At 73.3% G+C, this 23,949-nt stretch carries 26 protein-coding genes; 15 read left to right on the top strand and 11 right to left on the bottom strand.

The genetic code is table 11. The features are described 5' to 3' along the window. Nucleotides 1-452: ATP-binding protein (locus tag HYE82_RS06530; RefSeq protein ID WP_179172971.1), on the bottom strand; the 452-nt coding region annotated here is incomplete at its 3' end. After that, the gene (locus HYE82_RS06525) at nucleotides 449-838 is read right to left on the bottom strand and encodes an STAS domain-containing protein (protein ID WP_179172970.1); all 390 of its coding nucleotides are present in this window, start codon (nucleotides 836-838) and stop codon (nucleotides 449-451) included. The genes HYE82_RS06530 and HYE82_RS06525, both read right to left, overlap by 4 nt. Nucleotides 839-1,430: 592 nt before the next feature. Between HYE82_RS06525 and HYE82_RS39210 the strand changes: the two genes are divergently transcribed. From HYE82_RS39210 to HYE82_RS06505, 4 genes are all read left to right on the top strand, one after another. Next, complete coding sequence (locus HYE82_RS39210; RefSeq protein ID WP_309144219.1) at nucleotides 1,431-1,769, top strand: WhiB family transcriptional regulator; 339 nt, start codon at nucleotides 1,431-1,433, stop codon at nucleotides 1,767-1,769. 205 nt (nucleotides 1,770-1,974) lie between these two features. After that, nucleotides 1,975-2,178, top strand: a complete 204-nt coding sequence (locus HYE82_RS06515; RefSeq protein ID WP_179172968.1) for a CsbD family protein — start codon at nucleotides 1,975-1,977, stop codon at nucleotides 2,176-2,178. Between the two features lie 664 nt (nucleotides 2,179-2,842). Next, on the top strand, nucleotides 2,843-3,031 hold the full coding sequence (locus HYE82_RS06510) for a DUF6381 family protein (protein WP_179172967.1): 189 nt from the start codon (nucleotides 2,843-2,845) through the stop codon (nucleotides 3,029-3,031). A 691-nt stretch (nucleotides 3,032-3,722) separates the two neighbouring features. Beyond that, nucleotides 3,723-4,001 carry a GlsB/YeaQ/YmgE family stress response membrane protein gene (locus tag HYE82_RS06505; protein ID WP_179172966.1) on the top strand — a complete coding sequence of 93 codons (279 nt, stop codon included), beginning with the start codon at nucleotides 3,723-3,725 and terminating at the stop codon, nucleotides 3,999-4,001. A gap of 159 nt (nucleotides 4,002-4,160) precedes the next feature. Here the strand turns inward: HYE82_RS06505 and HYE82_RS06500 are convergent, their stop codons facing one another. The 4 genes from HYE82_RS06500 to HYE82_RS06485 form a co-directional block, all read right to left on the bottom strand. Beyond that, nucleotides 4,161-5,090 (bottom strand): SDR family oxidoreductase, encoded by a 930-nt coding sequence (locus HYE82_RS06500; protein WP_179172965.1) that lies wholly within the window; start codon nucleotides 5,088-5,090, stop codon nucleotides 4,161-4,163. A gap of 309 nt (nucleotides 5,091-5,399) precedes the next feature. Further along, nucleotides 5,400-5,765, bottom strand: a complete 366-nt coding sequence (locus HYE82_RS06495) for a hypothetical protein (RefSeq protein WP_179172964.1) — start codon at nucleotides 5,763-5,765, stop codon at nucleotides 5,400-5,402. Next, entirely contained in the window at nucleotides 5,762-6,442 is a 681-nt protein-coding gene (locus tag HYE82_RS06490; protein ID WP_179172963.1) for a hypothetical protein, read from the bottom strand. The genes HYE82_RS06495 and HYE82_RS06490 overlap by 4 nt, the downstream gene beginning before the upstream one ends. After that, nucleotides 6,433-7,077, bottom strand: coding sequence for an RNA polymerase sigma factor (locus HYE82_RS06485; RefSeq protein ID WP_179172975.1), 645 nt, complete (start codon nucleotides 7,075-7,077; stop codon nucleotides 6,433-6,435). Before HYE82_RS06485 ends, HYE82_RS06490 begins: the two co-directional genes overlap by 10 nt. Before the next feature lie 166 nt (nucleotides 7,078-7,243). Here HYE82_RS06485 and HYE82_RS06480 point away from each other — a divergent pair, with 166 nt between their 5' ends. The 6 genes from HYE82_RS06480 (at nucleotide 7,244) to HYE82_RS06455 (ending at nucleotide 11,540) form a co-directional block, all read left to right on the top strand. After that, entirely contained in the window at nucleotides 7,244-7,720 is a 477-nt protein-coding gene (locus tag HYE82_RS06480) for an Asp23/Gls24 family envelope stress response protein (protein ID WP_179172962.1), read from the top strand. A 62-nt stretch (nucleotides 7,721-7,782) separates the two neighbouring features. Next, nucleotides 7,783-7,962, top strand: a complete 180-nt coding sequence (locus tag HYE82_RS06475) for a hypothetical protein (RefSeq protein WP_179172974.1) — start codon at nucleotides 7,783-7,785, stop codon at nucleotides 7,960-7,962. 107 nt (nucleotides 7,963-8,069) lie between these two features. Then, a complete protein-coding gene (locus HYE82_RS06470; RefSeq protein WP_218782315.1) occupies nucleotides 8,070-8,372 on the top strand; it encodes a hypothetical protein in 303 nt (100 codons plus the stop codon). Between the two features lie 36 nt (nucleotides 8,373-8,408). Then, nucleotides 8,409-9,071, top strand: coding sequence for a DUF6286 domain-containing protein (locus tag HYE82_RS06465; protein ID WP_179172960.1), 663 nt, complete (start codon nucleotides 8,409-8,411; stop codon nucleotides 9,069-9,071). Nucleotides 9,072-9,119: 48 nt separating this feature from the next. Beyond that, nucleotides 9,120-9,722, top strand: a complete 603-nt coding sequence (locus tag HYE82_RS06460; protein ID WP_179172959.1) for an alkaline shock response membrane anchor protein AmaP — start codon at nucleotides 9,120-9,122, stop codon at nucleotides 9,720-9,722. Nucleotides 9,723-9,989: 267 nt separating this feature from the next. Beyond that, complete coding sequence (locus HYE82_RS06455; protein ID WP_179172958.1) at nucleotides 9,990-11,540, top strand: FAD-dependent oxidoreductase; 1,551 nt, start codon at nucleotides 9,990-9,992, stop codon at nucleotides 11,538-11,540. Nucleotides 11,541-11,639: 99 nt separating this feature from the next. Here HYE82_RS06455 and HYE82_RS06450 read toward each other — a convergent pair whose 3' ends face one another. The 3 genes from HYE82_RS06450 to HYE82_RS06440 are packed head-to-tail and all read right to left on the bottom strand — an operon-like array spanning nucleotide 11,640 to nucleotide 15,284. Further along, nucleotides 11,640-13,202, bottom strand: coding sequence for an NAD(P)/FAD-dependent oxidoreductase (locus tag HYE82_RS06450; protein ID WP_179172957.1), 1,563 nt, complete (start codon nucleotides 13,200-13,202; stop codon nucleotides 11,640-11,642). Beyond that, complete coding sequence (locus HYE82_RS06445; RefSeq protein WP_179172956.1) at nucleotides 13,199-14,065, bottom strand: methyltransferase domain-containing protein; 867 nt, start codon at nucleotides 14,063-14,065, stop codon at nucleotides 13,199-13,201. Before HYE82_RS06445 ends, HYE82_RS06450 begins: the two co-directional genes overlap by 4 nt. Nucleotides 14,066-14,087: 22 nt before the next feature. Next, entirely contained in the window at nucleotides 14,088-15,284 is a 1,197-nt protein-coding gene (locus HYE82_RS06440) for a lycopene cyclase family protein (protein ID WP_179172955.1), read from the bottom strand. A 214-nt stretch (nucleotides 15,285-15,498) separates the two neighbouring features. On the opposite strand from HYE82_RS06440, the gene HYE82_RS06435 reads away from it, so the two are divergent. Genes HYE82_RS06435 through HYE82_RS06420 form a run of 4 tightly spaced genes read left to right on the top strand, consistent with a single transcriptional unit; the run spans nucleotide 15,499 to nucleotide 20,490 of the window. Continuing rightward, nucleotides 15,499-16,917 carry a polyprenyl synthetase family protein gene (locus HYE82_RS06435; protein ID WP_256986961.1) on the top strand — a complete coding sequence of 473 codons (1,419 nt, stop codon included), beginning with the start codon at nucleotides 15,499-15,501 and terminating at the stop codon, nucleotides 16,915-16,917. Continuing rightward, nucleotides 16,914-18,455: a phytoene desaturase family protein gene (gene crtI / locus HYE82_RS06430; protein WP_179172954.1), complete on the top strand. Its 1,542-nt coding sequence runs from the start codon at nucleotides 16,914-16,916 to the stop codon at nucleotides 18,453-18,455. Before HYE82_RS06435 ends, crtI begins: the two co-directional genes overlap by 4 nt. Continuing rightward, the gene (locus tag HYE82_RS06425; RefSeq protein WP_179172953.1) at nucleotides 18,452-19,495 is read left to right on the top strand and encodes a phytoene/squalene synthase family protein; all 1,044 of its coding nucleotides are present in this window, start codon (nucleotides 18,452-18,454) and stop codon (nucleotides 19,493-19,495) included. The genes crtI and HYE82_RS06425 overlap by 4 nt, the downstream gene beginning before the upstream one ends. Beyond that, the gene (locus HYE82_RS06420) at nucleotides 19,492-20,490 is read left to right on the top strand and encodes a DUF5914 domain-containing protein (RefSeq protein ID WP_179172952.1); all 999 of its coding nucleotides are present in this window, start codon (nucleotides 19,492-19,494) and stop codon (nucleotides 20,488-20,490) included. Before HYE82_RS06425 ends, HYE82_RS06420 begins: the two co-directional genes overlap by 4 nt. A gap of 61 nt (nucleotides 20,491-20,551) precedes the next feature. Here HYE82_RS06420 and HYE82_RS06415 read toward each other — a convergent pair whose 3' ends face one another. Together HYE82_RS06415 and HYE82_RS06410 are read right to left on the bottom strand one after the other, a co-directional pair. Beyond that, nucleotides 20,552-20,992: a DUF2267 domain-containing protein gene (locus tag HYE82_RS06415; RefSeq protein ID WP_179172951.1), complete on the bottom strand. Its 441-nt coding sequence runs from the start codon at nucleotides 20,990-20,992 to the stop codon at nucleotides 20,552-20,554. Between the two features lie 229 nt (nucleotides 20,993-21,221). Then, entirely contained in the window at nucleotides 21,222-21,650 is a 429-nt protein-coding gene (locus HYE82_RS06410) for an Hsp20/alpha crystallin family protein (protein ID WP_179172950.1), read from the bottom strand. Nucleotides 21,651-22,282: 632 nt separating this feature from the next. On the opposite strand from HYE82_RS06410, the gene HYE82_RS06405 reads away from it, so the two are divergent. Beyond that, entirely contained in the window at nucleotides 22,283-23,869 is a 1,587-nt protein-coding gene (locus HYE82_RS06405; RefSeq protein WP_309144218.1) for an FMN-binding glutamate synthase family protein, read from the top strand. Nucleotides 23,870-23,949 lie beyond the last annotated feature (80 nt).

The following is a 23,949-nucleotide window of genomic DNA, read 5'->3' as shown; positions in this document are numbered from 1 at the left end:
TTCCAGCGTTCGGTGCGCAGACGAACCGTGGCACTGCTGTACATCTCCGAACCAAACGGTGACAGGATTATTTTTTTCAAGAAGAAGACGGCATACGAGATACGGACCGGTCTCGTGCGCTCGGACATGTGTATAAGGGACAGGTCACTGACCTCGACGCGCAGCCGGGACCGGGAGGCGTCGAGGGCCAGTTCCAGGGGTCCGCCGGCGTGCAGCATGGCGTTGGCCACGAGCTCGGCCACCACGAGGACGATGTCTTCCGTGACCTGCTGGTCCACCCTGTACGCGACGGTGGACCTGGACCAGTCGTCGAGGGCCTGCGCGGTGAACGCCCGGGCGCGGGCCACCGGTGTGGGCAGCCCGGCCAGCAGCAGGCACCGTCGCCGGCCGTCCGCCGGGAGCGGACTCCTGCCGGGGCTGCCGTCATCCAGGGTGCCCGGGCTGGTCGTCATGAGCGGGTACCCTCCGGTGTCGGCGTGACGTCGTGGACGGCGCAATGCGGTCCGTCCGGTCGGATGCCCCGGGGCGCTCGGATTATGCCCTTCCGCGCCCGGACGTACGGGCCGCTCACACCACGAACGCCCGCGTCGACCGAATCGTGGAGGTAAAAGTCGGCCTGCGCACCGGTGGGTTCGAGTACGCGCATCACCGGCGGGGCGATCGCGGCGAGCCGGAAGCCGATGCCCGCCGCCGGGGCTGCCGCACGTGTCTTGAGAAGCAGGTCCAAGCCGGACGCATCGCAGAACCCGACCCGTGCGAGACGGGCCCGCACCGTGAGCGGTGCCTCCTGCAGCTGCCCGGCGGTCACGCCGGCTCCCTGCTCGTTCTCGGCCGACATGGGCATCGTCCTTCCGGAGAGCGCCGTTCGACCTTACGCAAGCAGTTCCCGTACGGCCACACCTACGGCCACACCCCCTGCGCGGCAGCGTGCGTCGAGGCGTGCGGACCTGCACGTTCCTCCCTTCTCCTCCTCGTACGAACACGCCGACGGGGCACGTGTCCCATGCCGGTCGCGCCCTCGATGCCGTGAGCCGCCGCGAGTGCCGGAGCGCCCTCGGCCTCGGCCTGTCCGCCGAGCGGCAGCCGCAGCTCCGCCTCGGCGCCCGGGCAGCCCCGGCACCGGCTCTCCGGGGGCAGTTCCGCAGTTCATCGTGCGGTGTCGCGCCGGCCCTCGAACGCCGCCTGCGCCGGACGTCCGGTCAGTGGCCGGCTTCATCCCTGCGCGTCCCGCGCGGAGTCGGCCTCCAGGCGCCGGCCTCGGTCACGACGCGGGCCCGGTACGGATCCGGAGGCTACCCCGCCCGTCAGGGGCGGGAGAAGCCCCGGATCATGCCGCTTCCCAGGTGCCGGGCATGGATGCAGGAGTTCGGGTGATACGGACGAGACCGGGCGGTCAGGACGGCCGCCCTCCACCGGAAGGAGCCGCCACCGTGGCCGACATCGACTCCTCGCCCACGTCCGGATCGTTCGACCGGCACGGCGACCGGCCGCTCGACGGGGCGTGCCGCACCGCGGACGCGGCCTTCGCCCGGGTCGCGCACGAGCCCGCGGCAGCCGCCCGGGCGCGAGAGGAGGCCGCCAAGGCCGTCTGTGGGAGCTGCCCGGTCCGTATCCCGTGCCGCCGCCACGCCCTTGCCGCCCGCATTCCCCACGGCGTGCGGGGCGGCCTGACGGCAGACGAGCGCCATGTCCTGCTTGTGGGCCCCTCGCCCGCTCCGCCCTCCGCGTGGCGGGTGCCTGCTCCGGGGCGCTGTTCTTCGGCCGACTGACGGACCGCTACGGCCGCAAGAACCCCTTCACGCTGACCCCGCCCGGCAATCCGGGACGACGCCCCCGAAGGCCGGCCGGCGCCGTGGACAAGCCCGCGCCGGCACGCACCCTTCCCCGTGCGAGGGTGTCCGCTTCAACGCGCGAAACCTCCGGAACTCACATAGTTTGTGGCGATAAGTGCATTCCTCGAAAAGGAGACTCTTCATGGCTGAGAAGGCCAAGGGCAAGATGGAGCAGGCCAAGGGCAAGGCCAAGGAAGCAGCCGGCAAGGTGACCGGCAGCGAGCGGATGGAAGCCGAAGGCGAGATGGACCAGATCAAAGGAAAGGCGCGGGAGACGGCGGCCAAGGCCGAGGAGCAGGCCCGCGGAGTGAACGACTCCCTGCGCGGCCGCCGCCAGAAGCCCTGACCCCGCTCGTCCCCGAGGGCGGCCCCCGACGCGCGGCGCCGGGGGCCGCCCTCGTCGGCTGCGCGCCATCACCTCGGACGGGCGCCCCTGGGCAGCAGCGACAGGCAGGGTGCTGCCCCGACTTCCTCCGATTGATCCGGGCCCACAAGGGTCGTCAGGTCCGGATTCCGTCGGCTGCTCCCGACCGGCAGAGGCCGTTCGAGGCCGCCCAGGTGCGGCTCGGGACCGGCGGGCTCGGCCAGGGCACGGCCGCACCGGTGAGGTTTCCCGGCCCTCGGTGTCGGGGTCCGTGGCCTGCTCCCCGCAGCCGCGGGCCAGTCGCCCTCCAACCACTCGTGGTCATCCCCGTGTCGGATGGGCAGGCAGCGCGGCCCGAATGGCCGGCTCCCGCCTGCCGCCCCCTTTGCCGGGGGAACGCACGCATGGGCGGGCACGTGGTCGGCAGAGTGCATGGATGAGGAATGAGCGGAAATGAGCCGGATATGTGGATGAGGACATGAGGGCACGGGGCGATCGAAGGCCCCGGGTGTGGTCACACCGGGGAAGCGGAGCCGCTCGGCCGTCCGACGTGAGGCGGTGGACCCCGGCGGTGGCGCTTCCCCGGCCGGGCCTCACCGCATACGTGCATGTCACCCCTACTGAGCGGCGGACCAGAGGATCGATCATGAGCAGCGGGAACCAGCCGAGCGAGCAGGCCCGGCGCATGCGGGAAGAGGCAGAGGAACTGGAGCTGGAGGCGCAGCGGGCCACCGATCCCGAAGCACGGCAGCGACTGACGGAGAAGGCACTGCGGATCCGGGAGAAGATCGAACAGGACAACGGCCCTGAGAGCGCAACCATGGATCCCATGTAGCCGACCACCGTTACCCCCTCCGGGTGGCGTGGGGGCCGTCCGCACAGGGGAGTTGCCCTACCGCGGCTGCACGCACCCTGCCCGACGGCCGGTGTGGTCCGTCGGCCGGCGCCTGGCAGTCGGAAAGCCGGCACGCCTGGCCTCAGCGTGTCGCGGCAGAACTCCTCTCGTCACGCCGAGGGGGCGGTGGAGGTGTAGGCCGGCGGGGCATGGAGGGACACGGCTGTACGGCCTGTGGCGGTGGGCCGTACGTCGATGTCGGCGGCCACACGGGACATGGAAGCGAGCCTCCGACTGCCGGCCCTCGCCGGGACGGCTGCCGATCACGCGTGGCGGAGCATGCCCGGCAGGGCCGCCCCGGCTCCTGCGCGCGGCACCCGGCCCCCCGACGCCTACGACCGGCGACGGATGCGCGCAGGTCCGGAGAGTACGGGTGACGGCCCCTGCGCCGGGCGGCCTATGACCACCGGTTCCGTATCCGCCGGCACACCGCACCGCGCCTCCTGCGAGGGCACCGGCGCCCGGCTGCCGTCACCGGTCGACGCACCGGCCTCACCGGCCGGCGCCCCCGCCCCGCGGCACCTTCGAGCAACGCCGGCCGGTACAGGGGGACGCACTCGGACGTTTGAAGTGAGTTCCGTTGCACATACGGGACAGGAAAGCTGTGACATCGAGAAAGGGCAATCGCATCATGGGACTCATCGCTTGGATCCTCATCGGGCTCATCGCCGGCGCCATCGCCAAGTCCCTCATGCCGGGCAGGGATCCCGGGGGAGTCGTCGTCACCATGGTCATAGGTATCGCCGGTGGTCTCCTCGGGGGCTGGCTGGGCAAGGTGATCCTCGGCGTGGAATCCATCGACGGTTTCTTCGAGCTGTCCACCTGGATCGCCGCGATCATCGGGTCCGTCATCCTCCTCGCCCTCTACCGTGCGGTGACCGGCAACCGCCAGAGCCATCGGCACGTCTGACGCACGAACGAAGCGCCCCCGCGCGACTGCTGTCAGCGGGGGTGGTGCGGCCCCGCTCACGGCGCGGCCCGCACCACCCCCGCAGAGCGTCCGCCCCGGCCGGACGGGCGGCGGTGGGGTGGCCACCGGGCCCGGCCGCCCGGTTGCGGCCGCCCGGCCTCACCACCGACTCGGGCCTCCGGCCGACCGGTGGGCGTGCCAGTCGGCGAGGCCTCCGGCGCCCAGGACGTCGACGTCGGCTGCCAGCTCACCGGGCCCCTGCGCGCGCAGTTCGCGTCGGGCGATGCGGGCGACGATCGCCGGGAAGAGCGGTCGCAGCGGTTGGCACCAGCGCAGCCAGGGCGGCGCGTAGAGGTAGGGGGAGCGGCGCCTGATTCCGTCGGCGAGCCAAGCGGCCACCTGCTCGGGAGGACGGACCCGACGGGCGAAGCGGGGCTGGTGGCGGCGCAGGGCCCGCAGTACGGGATGGTCGTCGATGCCGCTGATCATGTCGGTTCCGGTCCAGTGGACGTAGGCGATGCCGACGCCTACGCCGTCCGGCTCGACCTCGCCCCGCAATGCCTGGGCGAAGGACTCCACGCCGGCTTTGGAGGCGCAGTACGCGCTCATCATGGGTGCGGAGCCCAGTGCCGCGGTGGAGGCGACCTGCAGGAAGTAGCCTCGCGTGCGGGTCAGCTGGGGAAGGAAAGCCCTGGCGGTGTTGGCGGACCCGGTGAGGTTGACGTCGATGACCCGCTGCCACAGGTCGGCCGGCGTACGGTCGAAGGGTCCGCCGACGGCGATGCCGGCGTTGGCGGCGACCACGCTGGCGGACCCCAGGTTCTCCTCCACATGCCGGGCGGCGGCCTGCAGTGCCGCGTTGTCGGCGACGTCCGCTTCGAAGCAGAGGCTCCGGTTCGGCAGCGTCTCGGCCGTGGCCCGCAGGGACGCCTCCTCTCGGCCCAGCAGTGCCACGAGCATCCCGGCCCCGGACAGGTTCCGTGCCAGTGCCGCCCCGATTCCGCGCGCGGCTCCGGTCACGACGGCGACCCGCCCGCGCAGCGGCGTGCCGGGGTGGCGGTTTCGACCGGCAGAGGAGATGTCGCGCATGCCGTCCTCTTTTCCTCCGTGCGGGCCGAGCGCCGCCGGCCGGGCTCCGGCAGGCCGCCCCGTCAGAGGCGGGCCACAGCCGACGGGAAGGAACGGCCGTACACGCCGCATCGTCTCCTCCGCCCGCCCGGCAGGCGCAGAGCGACACGCCTCCGCGCTGTCCGACATCAGCGGCGGTCCGGGTCCGGCCCGGATGGCGGTGCGGGGCGCTGCGGGCCGGGGTGGCGCGGAGGCGGCTGGGGGTGGCGGCTCGTTCCTGTCCGCGGCCCGTGGCTCTCCCGCCTCCGCCCGCACCGCAACCCGGCCCCGTCACAGGGTGTGGGTGACCGTGACCAGGACAGTCACGGCTCCGGTCGTGTCGTCCGGATCGAGGCACGCGGTGACGGCGGCTCGCACGTCTTCGCGGACATGCCGGGCGACATCGACCACACGGTGGTCGGCGCGCAGGATGCAGCGCACCTCCACCTGCCAGCCCCCTTCCGGCGTGTGGCCGCAGCGGATACCGGCCGCCTCGGGCTGTCCGGGCGTTCCCTCGGCTTGCGCAAGCTGCCGGACGCGGGAGGCCGCACGGGCCAGCCGGGCGGCGAGCGACGGCTGGAGTGCGGCCACACCGGGAACGGCGAGGGCCGCCTCGGCTGCGGCCCCCTGGATGTGCCTGAGTGCGGCTGCGGTCATCGTTCGCTCAGCTCGAACCGCCGACTGCTCGGCACGTGGGCGAGCTCCAGCACGCCGTTGATCTCGAGATCGACGGCTGTGACGGCGAGGCCGAGGACGTGTTCGGCCGCGTCGAGGACGGCTCGGCGTACTTCTTCGGCCCGCTCCGGCAGCGGTTGGTCGAGCGCTGCTGCGATCGTGATGGCAACGACGTGGACGGCACGGCCCTCCCGGGCGGGGATGAGGCGGCAGCTGGCAGCGCGCGTGCCCGGGACGCTGTCCGCGGCCCGGCGCAGCACTTTCGCGGCGGCGCTCTCGGCGATGCGAAGGTCCTGGCCGGGGTCGTCCAGCAGCAGCATGGCGCCGAGTCGCACCTCCGCCCGGACGGCGTCGATGACCCGGTTGACGACTCTTCGACTGTCCGGTTCCTCCTCGGCGCGCAGAGCGCGGGTGGCCCGGTCCAGGACTGCCAGCCCCTCGACGGCTTCACGGCAGTAGGGGCAGTGGGCGGTGTGCGGGTCGGCCGCGCCGACCGGGTCGCGGGCGTGCTCCCAGGCCCGGCCGAGGGGGCGTCCGCAGGGCAGCAGCTCCGCGCCGGCGAGCATCTCTGCGTCGGAGCGCGGGAACGATTCGGCCTGCGTGCCCACCACGGTCTCAGGACCATTGCCGGAGGTGCGGTGCGGATCGTCTAGCGCCATGGGCGCATCGCCTCCATCAGAGCGCGTCGTGCGCGAAAGAGTCTGCCTCGTACCGCTTGTTCGCTGCCGCCCACCACATGGGCGATCTCGTCGTAATGCAGGCCGTGCAGCTCCCGCAGGACCCAGCACGCGCGCAGATCGGGCTGGAGTTCTCGGAGTGCTCGCTCCAGGGCGGCTGCCGCCGCGTCCGACTCGGCCACGCGGGGCGGTGAGCTGTGCGCGTCCGCGGCGGCGGGTTCGGGGACGCTGTCCAAGGGCAGAGGCCGAGGCCGACGACGCATGGTGTTGAGGCAACGGTTCGTGACGATGCGGTACATCCACGTGCCGAATGAGGCGCCGTGACGGAATTCCGGCAGCCGCCGCCAGGCGCTGAGGAAAGCGTCCTGAACGGCATCCTCGGCATCCGCCCGGTTGCCGAGCAGATGCAGGGCCAAGGCGATCAGGCGACTGCTGTGCCGGCGGACCAGGACGGCAAAGGCGTCTTCGTCCCCTTCGGCAGCCCGCACGGCCAGCACGCCGTCGTCCAGGTCAGCGGGCGTGCCACCGCTCGTTTCGGCGTGGACGGGCGGCCGCTGTTCCGGCCGCAGCGGGAGGCCGGCACCGTGCGGGGGCGGGGACTCGGTCCGGTTGCGCATCCGCCGCTCGCTTTCTGCTGACATCGGTCGTCGCGGCCCGCGTACGCATTCTTCGATGGTATGCGAGGGGCGTCGACGCGCACGGGGTGACGAATGCCCTGCGGGTGTGTCTAAAGCTTTGGGCACCGCTACGGGCGCCCGGGACGGACACCTTGTGGAGGCCCTCATGTCGGACACGATCAACCCCACCGGGGAGGGGAGTGAGCCGCGCCCCGAGGGGACGGCTCCCGAGAGCCGCACCAACGCGGGGACGCCGCCCGAGACCCGGGGTCGGACGACCATTTCCGACAGCGTGGTCGAGAAGATCGCAGGAATGGCCACCCGCGAGGTTCCGGGCATCTACAGCCTCGGCTCCGGTATGGCCCGCACGCTCGGTGCGGTGACGGACAAGGTCCCCGGCGGCCGTCCCAGCGTGAGTCGCGGTGTGAAGGTCGAGGTGGGCGAACGGCAAGCCGCCATTGATCTCGACGTGATCGTCGAGTACGGCGTTTCCATCGTGGACATCGCCGCCGACACCCGAACCAGCGTCATCACGGCTGTGGAGCGCATGACCGGACTGGAGGTCGTCGAAGTGAACATCGCCGTCGGCGACGTCCACCTTCCCGATGAAGAGGAAGAGGAGGGCGAGGGCCGCGTGCAGTGATCCGCAACCTGCCCGGCACCGCCCGGGCGAGCAGCGATCTACGTGAAAAACAGGTGAGTGAGATGAGCGCAGCAACCGCAGGCCTGCTTGCCGGCATGGCCCTGGGCTTCGCAGCATTCTTCGGCGGGTTCTGGGCGTTCCTGCTCGTGATGTTCTTGGGCCTCGCGGGCCTCGTGGCCGGCCGCATGCTCCAGGGCGACCTGAAGATGTCCGACTTTGCGGGTTCCCGGGACCGGCGGTGACCTCCCGGCCTGCCGCTGCTCCGCCTGCGGGAGCAGCACCCCCGACCCCGCCGACCCCGCCGGTCGTACCGGCGGCCGAACGCGGTGCCACGGTGATACCCGAAAAGGTGGTGGCACGCATCGCGGTCCGTGCCGCACAGGAGGCTCTGGCCGAACACGCCGCCACCTCACCTCTCCACGCAGAGCTCGCCCCTCCGCACGCCTCGGCCACGGTCGGCGGCGGCACGGCGCGGCTGGGCCTGACCCTGGACCTGCCCTACCCGACGAACCTCGCCGATGCCTCCCGCGCCGTGCAGAACCACGTCGGCGAGCGAGTGGCCCAACTGACCGGAATGCGCATCACCGAGGTCACTCTCGCCATTGAGCACCTGGTCCTCTCCGAGGGGCTGGAGCACCGACGTGTGCACTGAGCCCGACGGCGGTCCCACCGCGAAAGGAGAGCCGACATGAGGCGTGACCAAGCCCCCCCGGCCGATATGGAGCAGCCGCCCCGGTCCGACGAGGTCACTTCCCGCACGGTGGGACAGGTAACGAAGCAGCCTTCGGGCGGGCCGCACCCCCGTGGCACGCACCTCACGCGTCGACCATGGTCTGCACGACGGATCCCTGCCGCGCTGACGGCCCTGGTCATCGGGGCCGCTTCCGGGATCCTCCTGTACGACGTCGCAAGGGTCCGGGCCGGTTTGCCCGCCGCCGCTTGGCGCAGCCGCCTCGCCGACGAACTGGCGACCCGGCCGCTGGATGACCCGTGGATACGGATCGGCGCCGCCGCCATCGCCGTCCTCGGCCTCTGGCTGATCGTCTTGGCGGCAACGCCGGGCCTGCGTCACCGGACGCCCCTCAGAACTCCCGACGCACAGATGGGGGCCGTGCTGGATCGCCAGTCAGCGGTTCTGCTTCTGAGGGACGCCGCCATGCGGGTCCCCGGCGTCAGCGGCGTCAGGATCCGGATGGGCCGGCACCGCGTCGGCGCACGCGCGAACGTGCGCTTCCGTGACCCCTCCGGAGTCAGAGCCGACCTCTTGGCCGCGCTGGGGCAAGAACTCGACCGGCTCACCCTCGCCCACCGGCCTTCGCTTGCCGTTCGCGTCCGAGCACGCCGGAAGTGACTCGTCTGCGGGCCCTCGCCGGGCATGCAGAGACAGGAAACGGATCCCATGAAGAGGAAATCCGCAGTCAACCGGGTCCTGCTCGCCCTGACGGGAGCGGTTCTGCTCGGAGCAGGCCTCCTGATCCTCGCCGGCGGTTTCGACCTGTACCGGCGCTGGCACCTGACAGCAGCAGAGGGCTGGCCGACCACTCCCCGCGACGTCCTCCTCCGCGACGCCGACCGCACGCGCTGGACCGGAGAAGGATGGTGGTGGCCTGCGGTCATTGCCGCTCTCGCCATCGTCCTCCTCCTCGCCCTGTGGTGGCTGCTGACACAGCTCCGCCGCCGTCACCCCGGCCGCATACCGCTCGGAGGACCACCCGACCTGGCGAGTGTGGAACTGCGCGAGAGCGCCCTCGGAGACGTCCTGGCCGCCGACGCCCGGCAACAGCCCGGAGTCCGACGAGCCCGGGCACGGATGGACGGCTCCCCCGGGCACCCGGTGGCACACCTCCATCTCACCCTCGATCCCGACGGCGAGCCCGGCCCCGTCCTGGAAGGGCTGTGCGACGGTCCGCTGGAACGCGCCCGTCAGTCGACGGGCCGGACCCGACTCCCGGCATGGGCGCAACTGCAGGTAGCCCCGCACAAAGCCCACCGCGCCGAATAGAGCGTTTGCCCGGGCCGTGCGTTTGCCCGGGCAGTGACTCCGCGGCACCGGCGGCCCAGCCCCCGCACGGGGTCCGCAGGGCGGCGGCCGAGACCGCGGAGCGCCAGGGCCGAGTACGAGCTGCGGCCCTCCGCCCCGCGACGCCGCACCGGACGCCGCGAGTGGCCCCGGCGCCCGCCGAGCGGGCCGCGGTGGCTTTCGGCCGGTCGGGCAGCTGCGGATCCCACGGACACGATTGCGGCGGCCGCTTCCGGGCAGCCGCCGCACATGAACGATGACGCCCCTGCGCAATGGGCCTCGTACTGGATGAAGACGGCGCCGATGCCTCCCCGCCCCGCCCTTGAGGGGAGGGCCGAGGCGGACGTCGCCGTCATCGGCAGCGGTATCGCCGGTCTCAGCACCGCATGGGAGCTGGCCCGGACCGGCCGCAGCGTGATCGTGCTCGAAGCACGACGGACCGCTTCGGGCGTCACCGGCCACACGACCGGAAAGCTCACCGCCCTGCACTCGACGGTGTACGCGAAGCTGCGCGACACCCACGGCGAGGCTGCCGCGGCGCAGTACGCGCGGTCACACAGCGCCGCCCTCGTGCACGTCCGGGACACGGCCGAAGCGCTGGGGCTCGACTGCGGCCTCGAAGACCGCCCTGCCTTCACCTATTGCGAGGAGGAGGCAGGTGTCGCGGACCTGCGGGCCGAGGCGGAGGCCGCCCGGGCGGCCGGACTCGACGCGTCCTTCGTGACGGAGACGGGCCTGCCCTTCCCGGTGGCGGGCGCGGTGAAGGCTGCCGGACAAGCGCAGTTCCACCCCCTGCAATACCTGCTGGGCCTCGCCGCCGACCTGACCGCCCGAGGGGGCCGCATCTACGAGCACTCGAGGATCACCGGTCTCGGCCGGGGGGAACCGCACCACCTGACCACTGCCTCCGGAGCGACCGTCACGGCCGACACGGTGGTGGTGGCCACCCACCACCCGCTGTTCGACCACGCCCTGCTGGCCACACGGCTCACCCAGCACCGCGACCTCGTCGTGGCGGGCCTGCTGCCCCGGGAGGCCGATCCCGGTGGCATGTACATCACCGGCGAGAGCGGCACCCGCTCCGTGCGCACCGCCCCGTTCGAGGCCGGGCGGAGGCTCCTGATCGTGTCCGGTGAAGCCTTCACACCCGGCTCGGACGACGATGTCAGCGTGCGGTACCGGCGGTTGAAGGCCTGGACGCAGGACAGGTTCCCCGGTGTGGTGATCACGCACCGGTGGGCGGCGCAGGACAACTCCTCGACCGACACGCTCCCCCTGATCGGTCCGCTGCCGGCCGCGGGCGAGCGGGTGTACGTGGCCACCGGCTTCGGCGGCTGGGGCATGACGGGCGGGGTCCTGTCCGGCCGGCTGCTCGCCTCGATCATCGGCGGTTCCCCCGAGCCGTGGGCCGGTCTCTACGACCCGGGCCGGATCGGCCCGGTCGTGCGCGAAGCGGCGGCCTTCCTCAAGGCGCAGTGGGACGTGGGCAGGCATGCCCTCCAGGACCGGGTGCGGACCTTGGGCGACGGCACTCGCGGTCCCGTTGCCGGGCTGGGGCCCGGAGAGGGAACGGTGGTCCGGTCCGGTGGGCGGCCGTACGCCGTCCACCGCGATGACGGAGGACAGCTGCACGCCGTGTCTGCCGTGTGCACCCACATGGGGTGCCTCGTCTGCTTCAACAACGCGGAGCGGACTTGGGAATGCCCCTGCCACGGCTCGCGGTTCGCGGTCGACGGCACGGTCCTCCAGGGCCCCGCCCTGGAGGACCTGGAGCCGACGGATCCCGAATCCCTCCGCTGAGAGCTCCGGCGCCCTCGGGTGCGGTGTACTCACCGCCCGTCCCACGGCGTCGAGCGCAGGCACGGCGCCCGGCGCCCCGCGGGGGCGCACCGGCCCGCGTCATCGGCCGTGTGCCCTGCGCGCCGCCCACCGCAGGACGGCGTCACGGCCCCGGTCCGGCACCGTCCACAGCGGATGCCCGCGCAGGCCCCAGGCACTCAGCAGGGCGTTGGCGGCCAGGAAACCGCTGGTCGCGGACCGTTCCATCAAAGCGACCGGCAGACCGGTGCGCACGTGGTCGCCCGCCATCACCAGGCCCGGTGTGGGGGTGCGTACGCCGGGCCGGTCGCGGTACCCGGCGACCGGGAAGAGCGGGCAGTCGGCACGCCACTCGTGGCGGGCGTCCACCACCCGAGCCGACCGCGTCTCCGGATAGATCCGGTGCAGTTGACCCAAGAGCTCCTTCTGCCGCACCTTTCGATCGGTGTCCCCCGACAGGGCGTAGGCGTGCAGCTCCACCACCGATCCGCCCGTCCGAGCGGCCCAGCGGGAGGCCTCCCCTTCCCACCGGTTCAGGACGCTGACGTTGTCCAGCGGTCCGTATCCGCCGGTACCCAGGAAGCCGGGCCGGTCGCCGCGCACGGGCCGGTCCAGCCACAGTCGGGAGACCAGGAAGGGAGGCGCGGACTGCAGGTGCGCCACCTGCTCGCGCCACAGTCCGTCACCGAGTGTCCCCGAACGGTCCACCACGGCCCGAAGGCCCCCTGTGTCCAGGGCCAGTACCACGGCGTCGCATCGATGCTCGCAGCTGCCGTCGGCCACGGTGAAGCCGCCGCCGGGCCGGGCCGTGACCGCCTCGACCGCGGTCGAGGTACGCAGCTCGGCCCCGCGACGGGTCAGGTGGCCGGCGAGCGGCTCCCACAGGGCCTGGGGGAACGGCTCGTCGGGCACGTCGAAGAGCAGCCCCTCGGAGGAGCCCAGGAAGTAGATGTGGAACATCAGCGCCATTTCCGCCGCGGACAGCCGGCGGGGGTCGGCGAAGAAGCTGCGCGAGAAGACCTCGAAGGCCAGGTGCCGCGCGGGCGCCGGGAATCGGATCGCCTCCAGGAAGTCGTGGGCGCTCGTGCCGTCGAGCCGGTCGTACACGCCGGGCACCCGTACGTCGAGCAGCGGCATCGCCGCCCGGGCGTTGACACGGGCCAGGTCGCGCAGCCGGAAGGAGCGGCTCAGCGCGGCGAAGCCGAGCGCGCTCAGCGGCGGCGTGCGCGGTACGTGCCGGAAGCTGTCGCGGCCGCCGCCCGCGTGGCACAGGGGGTAGTCGGGCAGGCCGGTGAACCGGGTCAGGGCCGGGTCGGTGCGGCGCAGCAGGGCCCGCAGGTTGTAGTACTGGCGGAAGAACGCGTGGAAGCCCCGGCTCATCGTCACCGTGCTCCCGTCGGCGAGCCGGGTGCGCCAGCCGGCCAGCCGGCCCCCGAGCACCTCCTCGCGTTCGAACAGGGTGACCCGCACCCCGCGCTCGGCCAAGGCCGTGGCTGCGGTGAGGCCGGCGATGCCGCCGCCGACGACCACGGCGTGCGGTGCGGTGGCGGGGTCGGCGCGGGCAGCTCCGGGCGGCGCGGGCACCGGTCGCGCCAGCCGGTCCCGGCCGGGGCGCGGCGTGCGCCGCGGGGTGCCGGTCGTCATCGCGGGTCCTCCTCGCTCCTCGGCTCCGTGCCTGTCGCCGGGTTCCTCCCGACGGTCGGACTGCCGGCTCTCGTCTTCTGCGGCCCCTCGCCGAGGGGCCGGGCCCCGGCCCCCTCGCCGTCCTCCTTCCCGCTGCCGGCCGCCTCCGGCCCGTATGCCGGCCGACGGCCCACCACGGTGTGCGTGATGCCGGTCTGCCAGCCGGGCAGCGGCAGCACCCGCACCCGCTCGAAACCGGCCCGCGCCACCCGCGAGCCCAGGCAGTCCGCGGTGTCGAAGGTGACGACGCTGCGCCACAGGTGCCGGAACAGGGGCCCGTCGCCGAGCAGCGTGGCCGCCGGCAGCACGAGCCCCCCGCACACGGCGCTCCACACCGCCCGGTGCGCGGCCCGCCCGCTCAGCGCGTACTCGTGCACCGCCAGGCGGCCGTGCGGCGCGAGCAACCGACGGGCGCAGGCGAGCACTGCGTCCGGGTCGGCGGCGTTGCGCAGGAGGTACGCGGCGAAGACCGCATCGAACGGGCCGCTCACCCCCGCCTCGTCCAGCCGCTCCACCGGTGCGTGCACGAACCGCACCGGCCGCGCCCACGACCTGGCGGCCGCCCGCCGCAGCATGCCCGCGGAGGCGTCGACCGCCGTGATGTCCGCGTGGGGCAGCACCTCGGCCAACGCAGCCGTGGACGCCCCCGTGCCGCACCCCAGATCCAGCACCCGCAGTCGCCTGCCGTCCGGCGGAAGGCCGAGCCGCCGGGCCGAGCGGCGCAGGTGGGCGTGGTACCCGGGATTGGCCGCGACCAGGGCGTTGTAGCTGCGGGCCGCGTGGTCGAAGGCGGCGGCCAGGTCGGCGTCACGCAGGAGGGGCATACGACTTCGGCTCCGGTGTCGGTCAGGCGGCGGGAAGGCGCCGGCGCGGGGCGAGGGGGAGGGTGACGGCGGACGCGAGCATCGCGGCAACGGGTACGTGCGCTCCGATGCCGATGTCCTCCGGCAGGCTGGTACGGCCGTCCAGGAACCGCAGCAGCCGCGGTGCGGGGACGCGGCCGAACAGGCGGGTGAAGAAGGCGGGGCCGTCGACCCGGCCGCTGTCGAGAGCGTGCAGCAGCACCGCGTCCATGAGGCGGGCGCGGGCGGAGTACGGCCGGGGCGGCAGCGGATGCCTCCCGGAGTGCAGGGCGGCGGCCACGGCGCCGGTCTGCCGCTGCACTCCGCTGAAGGTGTACCCGGTCGACGGTCGGGTGGCGCCGGCGCAGGCCCCGATCCGGAACACGCCCGGCGCGCTCTGCCGGGCGAAGTCGGCGTCCGTCATCGGGATCACTCCCTGCTCGAACGCGGTGACCTCATAGGCGTCGATACCGAGCACCCGCTCCGCGTAGTGCCCCAGCGCCCGGTCGTACTCGGCGCGTCCGAGGACCCGGCGGGAGAACTCCGTGTACTCGACGAGAGCCTCGCAGGAGCCGAGGGGCAGCACGTAGCCGAAGGAGAGCCCGCGCGCGGGCTGCGGTGTGCGGAAATCCATCAGCTCCACTGCGCAGGGGTCGAAAACCGGCCGCGCCGTACGGATGAACCAGCCGCGGAAGTGCTGCAGCAGCGTCGTCCGGGCGGGCGGGAGGCGGTCGGCAGGACGGGAGTCGAACACCCATCGCGCGCGGACGGCGATGCGGCCGCCATCGGCACGGCGGGCCTCCACCAGGGAGCCGTCCGGCGTCGGCGTGATCCTGTGGACGGCAGCCTCCACGCGTGACACCCGGCCGCCCGCAGCGATCTCACGCCCGGTCAGTTCCTCCAGAGCGTCCGAACGCAGCATCTTGTAGCGCAGCGGCGCAATGGCCGAGGTCACCGCCGTGCCGTCGACGCCGCGCACACGGAGCAGCTGCCAGGACGCGGCGAGCGCCTCGTCGTACGGGCCGCCACCCGGCTCCCAGAAACACCAGGTCCGCGGGGCGGCGCGGGCCGGTCCCGGAGGGGCGGCGAACAGCACCGTCTCCAGTCGCGCGGCGCCCGCAGGCGGCCGGGCCAGCCGCAACGCCAGGGACAGACCGGCTGCCCCAGCCCCCACCAGGGCGACATCGGCCTTGCACTCCACGTCCGCTCCTCCCTCTTGCCGGTCCGCTCTCCCGGACGTCACCCGCTGTCGTCCAGTGTTCCGGCCGGACAGGGCGAACGGATGCGGCGCACGGTGTCGTCACGCTGCACCACACCGGCACCGCGAACTCGTCAACCGATCGGCGCATCCGGTCCGGTGCCCCGCGCGGAATGTGTGTTGACGAGCAATGCGCCGTCGGCCGAGAGGATCTGCGATGAGCTCCACCCGGATGAGCGCCACCCAGCTGACTTTCGGGCATGCGCCGCCCCCTGCGGGCGCCCTGCGGACGGCCCCGGCCGCGCCCACCGCAGCAGCAGGCCTGCCGGGCGCGCCGCCACCTCGGCCACCGATGGCAAAGGCCGGGCCGCCGGCCGGCGAGACCGCAGACCACCCGCACCCGGCGGCTGCCGACGACGCCTCTCGAACCGGTGGAGCCTGCCCCGATGCGGCCGCCGTCGACGCCGACGTCACCATGGCGGTCCGGACGGTCCTGGCGCACCTGCTCGCCACCCGGCTGGCGGACGCCGAGGGGCGCGGTGCCCTCTTCGTCCAGGACCTGGCCCGGCGCGTCACGGACTTCACCCTGCACGGCGGACACCGCGTCCGCCCCCGGCTGCTGTGGTGGGCGCTGCGCGCCTGCGGAGGCGGCGACCGGGACCAGACCCGGGCGGCGTTGCAGGCCGGTGCGGCAATGGAGCTCCTGCAGACCTGCGCGCTCCTCCACGACGACCTGATGGACGCCGCGCACACGCGCCGGGGCCGCCCGGCGCTCCACGTTGCCGTCGCCCGCCAGTACGCCGGCGCCACCCGGTACGCAGGCGCCCCCCGCGGCGGGGCGCGCCGGCTGGGCGACGCGGCCGGCGTGCTCGCCGGTGATCTGGCGCTCGCCTGGTCGGACGACGTCATGACGGACCTCCTCCTGGACGGCGGCACCTTGCCTCCCGGTGCCGTGCACCGCGTCCGCGACCTCTGGCGCGCCACACGGACGGAGATGGTCGCTGGGCAGTACCTCGACGTCCACGGCCAGGCCACCGCACAGCTGACGGTCCCCCGCGCGCTCAACGCGGCCTGCCTCAAGAGCGCCCTGTACACGGTGGCCCGCCCGCTCGAACTCGGGGCCGCCCTCGCCGGGGCCGACACGGCGGTCACACGGGCGTTGTGCCGCGCCGGCCGCTGCGCCGGCCTCGCCTTCCAGCTGCGGGACGACCTCGACGACCTCTTCGCGGACCCCGACGCCACGGGCAAGCCGTCCGGCGGCGACGTACGCGCCGGCAAGCCCACGTACCTCATGGCCCTGGCCCGGGCCCGCGCCGTCGTCGCCGGTGACACAGCCGTGCTCGGCGTCCTGCACGAGTCGGCGGGCCGCGCAGACCTCACCGAGCGCGGATTGGACCGCGTCCGCGACGTCCTGACCGCCACCGGCACCCGCGACCTGGTCCGGGAGAGGATCGAACGGCTGTTCTGCCGGGCGCGGAGCCACCTCGCCGCAGCCGACCTCCCGCCGGGCCCCGCGGCGATACTGCAGGCCCTCCTCGCCGAGACCGCCGGCGCGCCCGGCCGGCGTCCCGAGCCGGTCGACGGCCCGCCCGGAGGCACGACGCCCGCCCCCGCAGCCATGGGGGTCCGCCGGTGACGGGCACCTTGAAGGGGCCGACCGACCACGTGGTCGTCGTCGGGGCCGGCCTTGCCGGTCTGTCCGCCGCACTGCACCTGCTCGGTGCCGGACGCAGGGTGACGGTCGTCGAGCGGGACTCCGGACCCGGCGGTCGCGCCGGCAGGCTGGTCCGCGGCGGCTACCACATCGACACCGGCCCCACCGTGCTGACGATGCCCGAGATCGCCGACGAGGCGTTCGCCGCGGTCGGCTCCTCACTGCGCGACCGCGTCGAGCTCGTCCCCCTGCATCCCGCCTATCGGGCGTGCTTCGCCGACGGCGGCACACTGGACGTCCACACCGACGCCGACGCGATGGAGGCGGAGGTGGAACGCTTCGCCGGCCCCGCCGAAGCGGCCGGCTACCGCCGACTGCGGCACTGGCTGACCGAGCTGTACCGCGCGGAACGGCACCGCTTCCTCGACGCCGACTTCGACTCGCCCCGGCAGCTGATCGGCCCCGGCCTCCTGCGGCTGGCCCTGCTCGGCGGCTTCGGCCGCTGGGAGACCGAGATCGCCCGCCACCTGCGCGACGAGCGGCTGCGCCGCGTGTTCACCTTCCAGTCCCTCTACGCGGGCGTCCCCCCTGCACGCGCCCTGGCCGCGTACGCAGTGATCGCCTACATGGACACCGTCGCCGGCGTCCACTTCCCGCGCGGCGGCATGTACGCCCTGCCGCGTGCCATGGCCGAGACGGCCGAGGCCGCCGGAGCGGTCTTCCACTACGGCCGCCCGGTGACCCGGCTCGAACGCACCGGCGACCGCATCACCGCGGTCATCACCGGCGAAGAGCGCATCCCCTGTGACTGCGTCGTCCTCACCCCCGACCTGCCGGTGGCCTACGGCCTCCTGGGCCGTACCCCACGCCGCCCGGTGCGGCTGCGGTACGCCCCTTCGGCCGTCGTCCTGCACGCCGGCTGCGACCGCACCTGGCCGCACCTGGCCCACCACACCCTCTCCTTCGGACATGCCTGGCGGCGCACCTTCGACGAGCTCACCCGCACCGGCGAGCTGATGCGCGACCCTTCCCTGCTGATCACCCGACCCACCGCGACCGACCCCGCCCTGGCCCCACCGGGCCGCCACCTGCACTACGTCCTGGCGCCCTGCCCCCACACCGGCATCGGCCCCGGTCCCGCCGACTGGCACTCCCTCGGCCCCCGCTACCGCGACGAACTGCTGCGCGTACTGGACCGCCGGGGAATGGGCGGGATCGCCTCGGCGATCGAGGAGGAATGCCTGGTGACACCCGCCGACTGGACGGCACGGGGCCACGCCGCCGGCACACCGTTCTCCGCGGCCCACACCTTCGCCCAGACCGGCCCGTTCCGCCCCCGCAACCTGGTGCGCGGCACCGCGAACGCCGTTCTCGCCGGCTGCGGTACCACCCCAGGCGTCGGAGTGCCTCCCGTCCTGCTCTCGGGCAAGCTCGCCGCCGCCCGGATCACCGGATCGGCCCGCACGACCGCGTCCCCCGGCCGAAACCCCCGGCCCCACCCGCAAGGAGCCTGTCCATGACCCACAGGGAACTGGACGCCGCAGGCATCACCGATCCGGAACTGCGGACCGCCTACGCCCGTTGCCGTGAGCTGAATGCCCGGCACGGCCGCACCTACTTCCTCGCCACCCGCCTGCTCACCCCCGACCGGCGGCCCGCAGTGCACGCCCTGTACGGCTTCGCCCGCCGGGCCGACGACATCGTCGACGGCCTGGGGAGCGAAGCCGGACCGGCCGAACGCGCCCTCGCCCTGGACCGCCTGGAGGACGACCTCGCCCGCGGGCTGGCGGACGACGCCGGGACCGAGCCGGTGGTGCAGGCAGTCGCCCACACCGCCCGCTGCCACGCCATCGAGCCCGGCCTCTTCACCGACTTCCTCGCCTCCATGCGCAGCGACCTCACCGTCAGCTCGTATGCGGACTACCAGGCCCTGCGCAGCTACATGCACGGTTCGGCGGCGGTGATCGGGCTGCAGATGCTGCCCGTGCTCGGCACCGTGACGTTCCGCGAGGAGGCCGCACCCCACGCGGCCGAGCTCGGCGTCGCCTTCCAGCTCACCAATTTCCTGCGGGACGTGGGCGAGGACCTCGACCGCGGCCGGGTCTACCTTCCACAGGACCTCCTCGAAGCCCACGGCGTCCACCACGACCTGCTCCGCCACTGCCGGGACACCGGCCACACGGACAACCGGGTCACATCCGCGCTGAAGGCGTTCGAGAGCCTGACCCGTGCCGCCTACCGGCGGGCCGCACCCGGCCTCGCCATGCTCCACCCGGTCTCCCGGCCCTGCATCCGTACGGCGTTCGTCCTGTACGGCGCCATCCTCGACGCGGTGGCCGCCACCGGCTACGCGGTGCTCGACCGGCGTGCGGTGGTCCCCCGGCGGCGCCGCGCCCTCGTGGCCGCGGACGGCGTGCTGAGAACGGCCGCGGCCCGCACGGCCGCCCGGCGCGCCCGCGGCGGCCCGCCCGCGCCCGCCGCACGGCCGCCCCTCCCCGCCGAACCGTCGGGGACCGACGGCCCCGTCCGGCCGTCCTCGCCGCACCGGGAGGTGGCGTGAAGCCCGCACGGCGGTCCCGCCTGCCGCTCCTCCTGCGCCGCAGCCCGGTTGCCTGGGAGCGGCAGCGCCCCACATGGCGTGAGGCCCGGCCCACCCTGATCGCCGACGCCCTCAAGCGAGCCCAGGCCCGCCCCGGGGGCGACTGGTACGCCGTGGCGGACTCCCGCGCCCTGCGCTCCGACCGGCCGCTGGCCCGTACCGTCGCCGGCCGCGAGGTGGTGCTGTGGCGGAACGCCGCAGGAAGCGTCGCGGCCGGGCCGGGCAGCTGCCCCCACCTGGGAGCCCCCCTGGCCGACAGCCCCGTACACTGCGGCACCCTCGTGTGCCACTGGCACGGACTGGCCCTGACCGGACGGCCGTTCGCCGACTGGGAGCCCTGGCCCGCCCACGACGACGGCGTACTGCTCTGGGTACGCCTGGACGGCGGCGCGCAGGAGCCCGGCGAGGGTCCACCGGTGCCCGAGCGTCCGACGGGGGGCCGGGCGCTTGCCGCCGTGTACACCGCGGTGGGCGTCTGCGAGCCGGAGGACGTCGTGGCCAACCGCCTCGACCCCTGGCACGGGGCCTGGTTCCATCCGCACTCCTTCGTGGACCTCACCGTCGTCCGCACTCCCGAAGAGGCCGACGAAGACGACTCCTTCTGGGTGGACGTCTCCTTCAAGGTCGCCGGGCGGCTGGTCGTCCCGGTCCGCGCGGTCTTCACGGCGCCCGGGCCGCGCACGGTCGTGATGCGGATCGCCGGCGGCGAGGGGGAGGGGTCCGTCGTGGAGACGCATGCCACCCCGCTCGGGCCGGATGCCCTGGGCCGGCCCCGCACGGCGGTGGTGGAGGCCGTCGTCGCCACGTCCGACCGACCCGGCTTCACCGCGGTCCGCCGAGCCGCCCCTCTCCTGCGGCCCCTGATGCGGGCAGCCGCCGGCCGACTGTGGCGTGACGACCTGGCCTACGCCGAACGCCGCTGGGCCTTGCGCGCCTCGGGCCGCTTTCCGGGCTGACCGCGCTCCGTGCCGAACCGGGCGGGCGACGGCAAGGACCGGCCCGGCCCTCACCCGCCTGTCATGACGCCCGGGCCGCAGTGAGGTCGATCTGTCCGAAAAGGAGGGCGTACCCGTCGGGCAGGGACTTCAGGATGCGGGCCAGGAGTTCGGGTCCGGCCAGGCGGGCCACGACGGCGAGCACGGCGCCGGTGTCCCAGCGGGCGGTGGCCGGGCTGGTTCCGGTGCGGGCGGCGAGGTCCTTCACGAAGCCCCAGCCGGTGAGCCGGTCGAACTCGGGGATCTGGGCGGTGAGGGACACTGCGGCCTCCATGGGGAGGCGGGCGGCCAGGTCCGCGCGTTCCCGGCCGGTCAGCTGGCGGCCGAGGGCGGCGAGTACCCGGCGGACGGCTTCGGCCGTCCGGCCGGGGTCGGCGTAGGCGCCTTCGTACTGCACGGCCTGCAGCATCTGCTCGTAGGTCATGTCCGGGGCCGGCCGGTGGATGACGGGCTGGTCGAACACGGGGTGTGCCTTTCGTTTCGGTAGGGAGGACGGACGGGCTTGTGCGCCGGCGCCGGCGGCGGGTTGCAAGGGCCGATCAGACGGGGCGTGGGCGGTCGAACGGCAGATCGCAGCGCCGGTGCGCTCGGTGCGGAGACGACGGACGGGCGGGAAGGACGGGAGGCAAAGAGGGGCCCTCCCGTCCTTCGGCACGTCTGGGGGAGGAGGCAGATCCGGCGGGGCCGGGCGGTCAGCTGCTGAGCTGCTTGCGTGTGCCGTCACCGATCGCGATCTTGCGGGGCTTGGCGCGCTCGGCGATCGGGATGCGCAGGGTCAGCACGCCGGCTTCGTAGTCGGCGTCGATGTGCTCGGTGTCGAGGGTGTCGGCCAGCGCGATCTGCCGGGAGAACACACCCAGCGGGCGCTCGGAGAGCTCCACCTGGGCCTGGTCCGACCTCGGGGCCGGCCGGCGTTCGGCCTTGACGGTCAGCATGTTCCGTTCGACGTCGATGTCGATGGCGTCCCTGCCGACGCCGGGGATGTCGAAGGCGATCACGTACGCGTCGCCGTCGCGGTAGGCGTCCATCGGCATCGCGGACGGCTTCGACCAGGTACCCGAGCCCAGCAGCTGCTGGGTGAGGCGGTCGAACTCACGGAAGGGGTCGGTGCGCATCAGCATGGAAAACACCTCCTGATGTGTCTGCAGCGGATGCCAGTGCGCGTCAGGTACCTCTCTTGTAACATGTCGTCGAGAAGATGACAAGCCGTGCGCGCATCGAATGGACGACATGGTCGAAATGCTGGTGGACCGACGATGGGCGGGGGCACCGCCTCCGCCCCCGCCCACCGGAGACACCGTGACCGACACGCCTGCGCCCGGACCCGGACAGCCCGGCGCGCCCCCGTTGTCGACGGCCCGCGCGCGCCAGGCTGCGGCCGCGGGTCCGCTTCCCGGGGAGGACGGTCTGAGCGCCTTCGCCGGGGGCTTGCCGGACACTGCCGGATTCCGGCCGGGGAGGAGACCGGGAAGCGGGGCGTTCGGGTGCCGTTCCGGACCCGGGCGGCAGCCTGTCGTACACGCGTACCGGCCGCATGAAACCGAAGGGACGGCATCGTACGGCGCGGCCCGCTCCGCAAGCGGCCCGCACGAGGGCGTACTTGCGTATCCACGCGTGTGACCCGACTGTCCGTCGCCAAACGTCCGCACTCACCCTGAAAGGACGTCAGGCCCGGCACGGCCCACCGGTCCATCCCTGACCGGCGCGGCGCCCGCGTCGCATGAAAGAGCGGTACAGGGGACACACGAGCATCGTGCTGAAGACATCCTTGTTGCCGTCGGCCCTCGCGGCAGGGGCCTGTGCTGCGATCGCCCTCGCTCTCGCGGTCTCACCCGGCTGGTGGATCGTGGCCCCGCCCCTGGTGCTCGCCCTCCTCACGGCCGGGTACGACATCCTGCAACGCCGCCATTCCGTACTGCGCAACTACCCCGTCCTCGGGCACCTGCGTTTCGCGATGGAGGCAGTGCGCCCCGAGATCCAGCAGTACTTCGTCGAGCGGAACTTCGACGGGCGCCCCTTCGACCGCGACACCCGCAGCATCGTCTACGAGCGGGCCAAGGGCACCGACGCCGAGGAGCCCTTCGGCACGGAACGCGACCTGTACCGGCCCGGCAGCGAGTACCTCGCCCCCTCGATGGCGCCGCGGCCGGTGCGCACCGATCCGCCCCGCGTCCGCGTGGGCGGCCCCGACTGCGCCCAGCCGTACGACATGGCTCTGCTCAATATCTCGGCGATGAGCTTCGGCTCCCTGTCGGCCAACGCGATACTGGCGCTCAACACGGGAGCGGCTCTGGGCGGATTCGCCCACGACACCGGCGAGGGCGGCCTGTCGGAGTACCACCTGCGACCCGGCGGCGATCTCGTATGGGAGATCGGCACCGGCTATTTCGGCTGCCGCACCCACAACGGCGGATTCGACGAGCGGCAGTTCGCCCGGAAGGCCGCACATCCGCACGTCAAAGCGGTGTCCCTGAAGATCAGCCAAGGCGCCAAGCCGGGCATCGGTGGTGTCCTGCCGGGTGCCAAGGTGAACGCGGAGATCGCGAGGGTGCGCGGCGTGCCGCGGGGACGGACCGTCATCTCCCCGCCCTACCACCGCGTGTACAGCACGCCGCGCGAGCTGGTGCGTTTCCTGGCCCGCATGCGGCAACTGGCCGCGGGCAAGCCCGTCGGATTCAAACTGTGCGTCGGCTCGCGCCGGGAGTTCCTCGCCGTGTGCCGGGCCATGCTGGAAGAGAACACCACCCCGGACTTCATCGTCGTCGACGGCGCGGAGGGCGGAACGGGCGCGGCTCCCCTGGAGTTCGCTGACGTCGTCGGCCTTCCGCTCGGCGAAGGACTGGTGACCGTCCACAACGCGCTCTCGGGCAGCGGACTGCGCGACCGCATCCGTATCGGGGCCAGCGGCAAAGTCGCCACCGGCAGCGATCTCGTCTCCCGGCTCGTCCAGGGCGCCGACTACACCAACGCCGCCCGCGCCATGATGTTCGCCGTCGGCTGCATACAGGCTCAGCGCTGCCACACCAACACCTGCCCCGTCGGCGTCGCCACCCAGGACGCGCGGCGCGCCCGGGCCCTCGACGTCGCCGACAAGGCACTGCGCGTACGCCGCTACCAGCAGGCGACGCTCCGGAGCGCTCTGCAGATCATGGCGGCGATGGGCGTTGACGGCCCGGCGGGACTGCGCCCCCACATGCTGCTCCAACGAGTCGACCCGCACACCGTCCGTTCCTACGCCGAACTGCACGAGTGGCTCGCACCAGGACAGCTCCTCGCGGCTGCGCCGGAAACGTGGGCAGCCGACTGGGAAGCGGCCGATCCCGACCGCTTCACCCTTTGAACCCGCCCAACGGCGTGTGCCCAGGGCGCGAACCGTCGCCCGTCACCGTCGACGCGTGGCAAGGAGCGGGCGTGGAACGC

Origin of the sequence: Streptomyces sp. BR123, from assembly GCF_013401435.1 — a bacterium.
GTDB lineage: Bacteria > Actinomycetota > Actinomycetes > Streptomycetales > Streptomycetaceae > Streptomyces.
The sequence above is the reverse complement of the archived record's forward strand: the minus strand, read 5'-3'. Positions and strand labels throughout refer to the sequence as shown.

Excerpts from the sequence above, each read along its gene's own strand:
- HYE82_RS06525 (WP_179172970.1), bottom strand. The coding sequence starts at position 838 with ATGTCGGCCGAGAACGAGCAGGGAGCCGGCGTGACCGCCGGGCAGCTG.
- HYE82_RS06515 (WP_179172968.1), top strand. The coding sequence starts at position 1,975 with ATGGCTGAGAAGGCCAAGGGCAAGATGGAGCAGGCCAAGGGCAAGGCC.
- HYE82_RS06510 (WP_179172967.1), top strand. The coding sequence starts at position 2,843 with ATGAGCAGCGGGAACCAGCCGAGCGAGCAGGCCCGGCGCATGCGGGAA.
- HYE82_RS06505 (WP_179172966.1), top strand. The coding sequence starts at position 3,723 with ATGGGACTCATCGCTTGGATCCTCATCGGGCTCATCGCCGGCGCCATC.
- HYE82_RS06500 (WP_179172965.1), bottom strand. The coding sequence starts at position 5,090 with ATGCGCGACATCTCCTCTGCCGGTCGAAACCGCCACCCCGGCACGCCG.
- HYE82_RS06495 (WP_179172964.1), bottom strand. The coding sequence starts at position 5,765 with ATGACCGCAGCCGCACTCAGGCACATCCAGGGGGCCGCAGCCGAGGCG.
- HYE82_RS06490 (WP_179172963.1), bottom strand. The coding sequence starts at position 6,442 with ATGGCGCTAGACGATCCGCACCGCACCTCCGGCAATGGTCCTGAGACC.
- HYE82_RS06485 (WP_179172975.1), bottom strand. The coding sequence starts at position 7,077 with ATGCGCAACCGGACCGAGTCCCCGCCCCCGCACGGTGCCGGCCTCCCG.
- HYE82_RS06480 (WP_179172962.1), top strand. The coding sequence starts at position 7,244 with ATGTCGGACACGATCAACCCCACCGGGGAGGGGAGTGAGCCGCGCCCC.
- HYE82_RS06475 (WP_179172974.1), top strand. The coding sequence starts at position 7,783 with ATGAGCGCAGCAACCGCAGGCCTGCTTGCCGGCATGGCCCTGGGCTTC.
- HYE82_RS06465 (WP_179172960.1), top strand. The coding sequence starts at position 8,409 with ATGAGGCGTGACCAAGCCCCCCCGGCCGATATGGAGCAGCCGCCCCGG.
- HYE82_RS06460 (WP_179172959.1), top strand. The coding sequence starts at position 9,120 with ATGAAGAGGAAATCCGCAGTCAACCGGGTCCTGCTCGCCCTGACGGGA.
- HYE82_RS06455 (WP_179172958.1), top strand. The coding sequence starts at position 9,990 with ATGAACGATGACGCCCCTGCGCAATGGGCCTCGTACTGGATGAAGACG.
- HYE82_RS06450 (WP_179172957.1), bottom strand. The coding sequence starts at position 13,202 with ATGACGACCGGCACCCCGCGGCGCACGCCGCGCCCCGGCCGGGACCGG.
- HYE82_RS06445 (WP_179172956.1), bottom strand. The coding sequence starts at position 14,065 with ATGCCCCTCCTGCGTGACGCCGACCTGGCCGCCGCCTTCGACCACGCG.
- HYE82_RS06435 (WP_256986961.1), top strand. The coding sequence starts at position 15,499 with ATGAGCTCCACCCGGATGAGCGCCACCCAGCTGACTTTCGGGCATGCG.
- HYE82_RS06425 (WP_179172953.1), top strand. The coding sequence starts at position 18,452 with ATGACCCACAGGGAACTGGACGCCGCAGGCATCACCGATCCGGAACTG.
- HYE82_RS06410 (WP_179172950.1), bottom strand. The coding sequence starts at position 21,650 with ATGCTGATGCGCACCGACCCCTTCCGTGAGTTCGACCGCCTCACCCAG.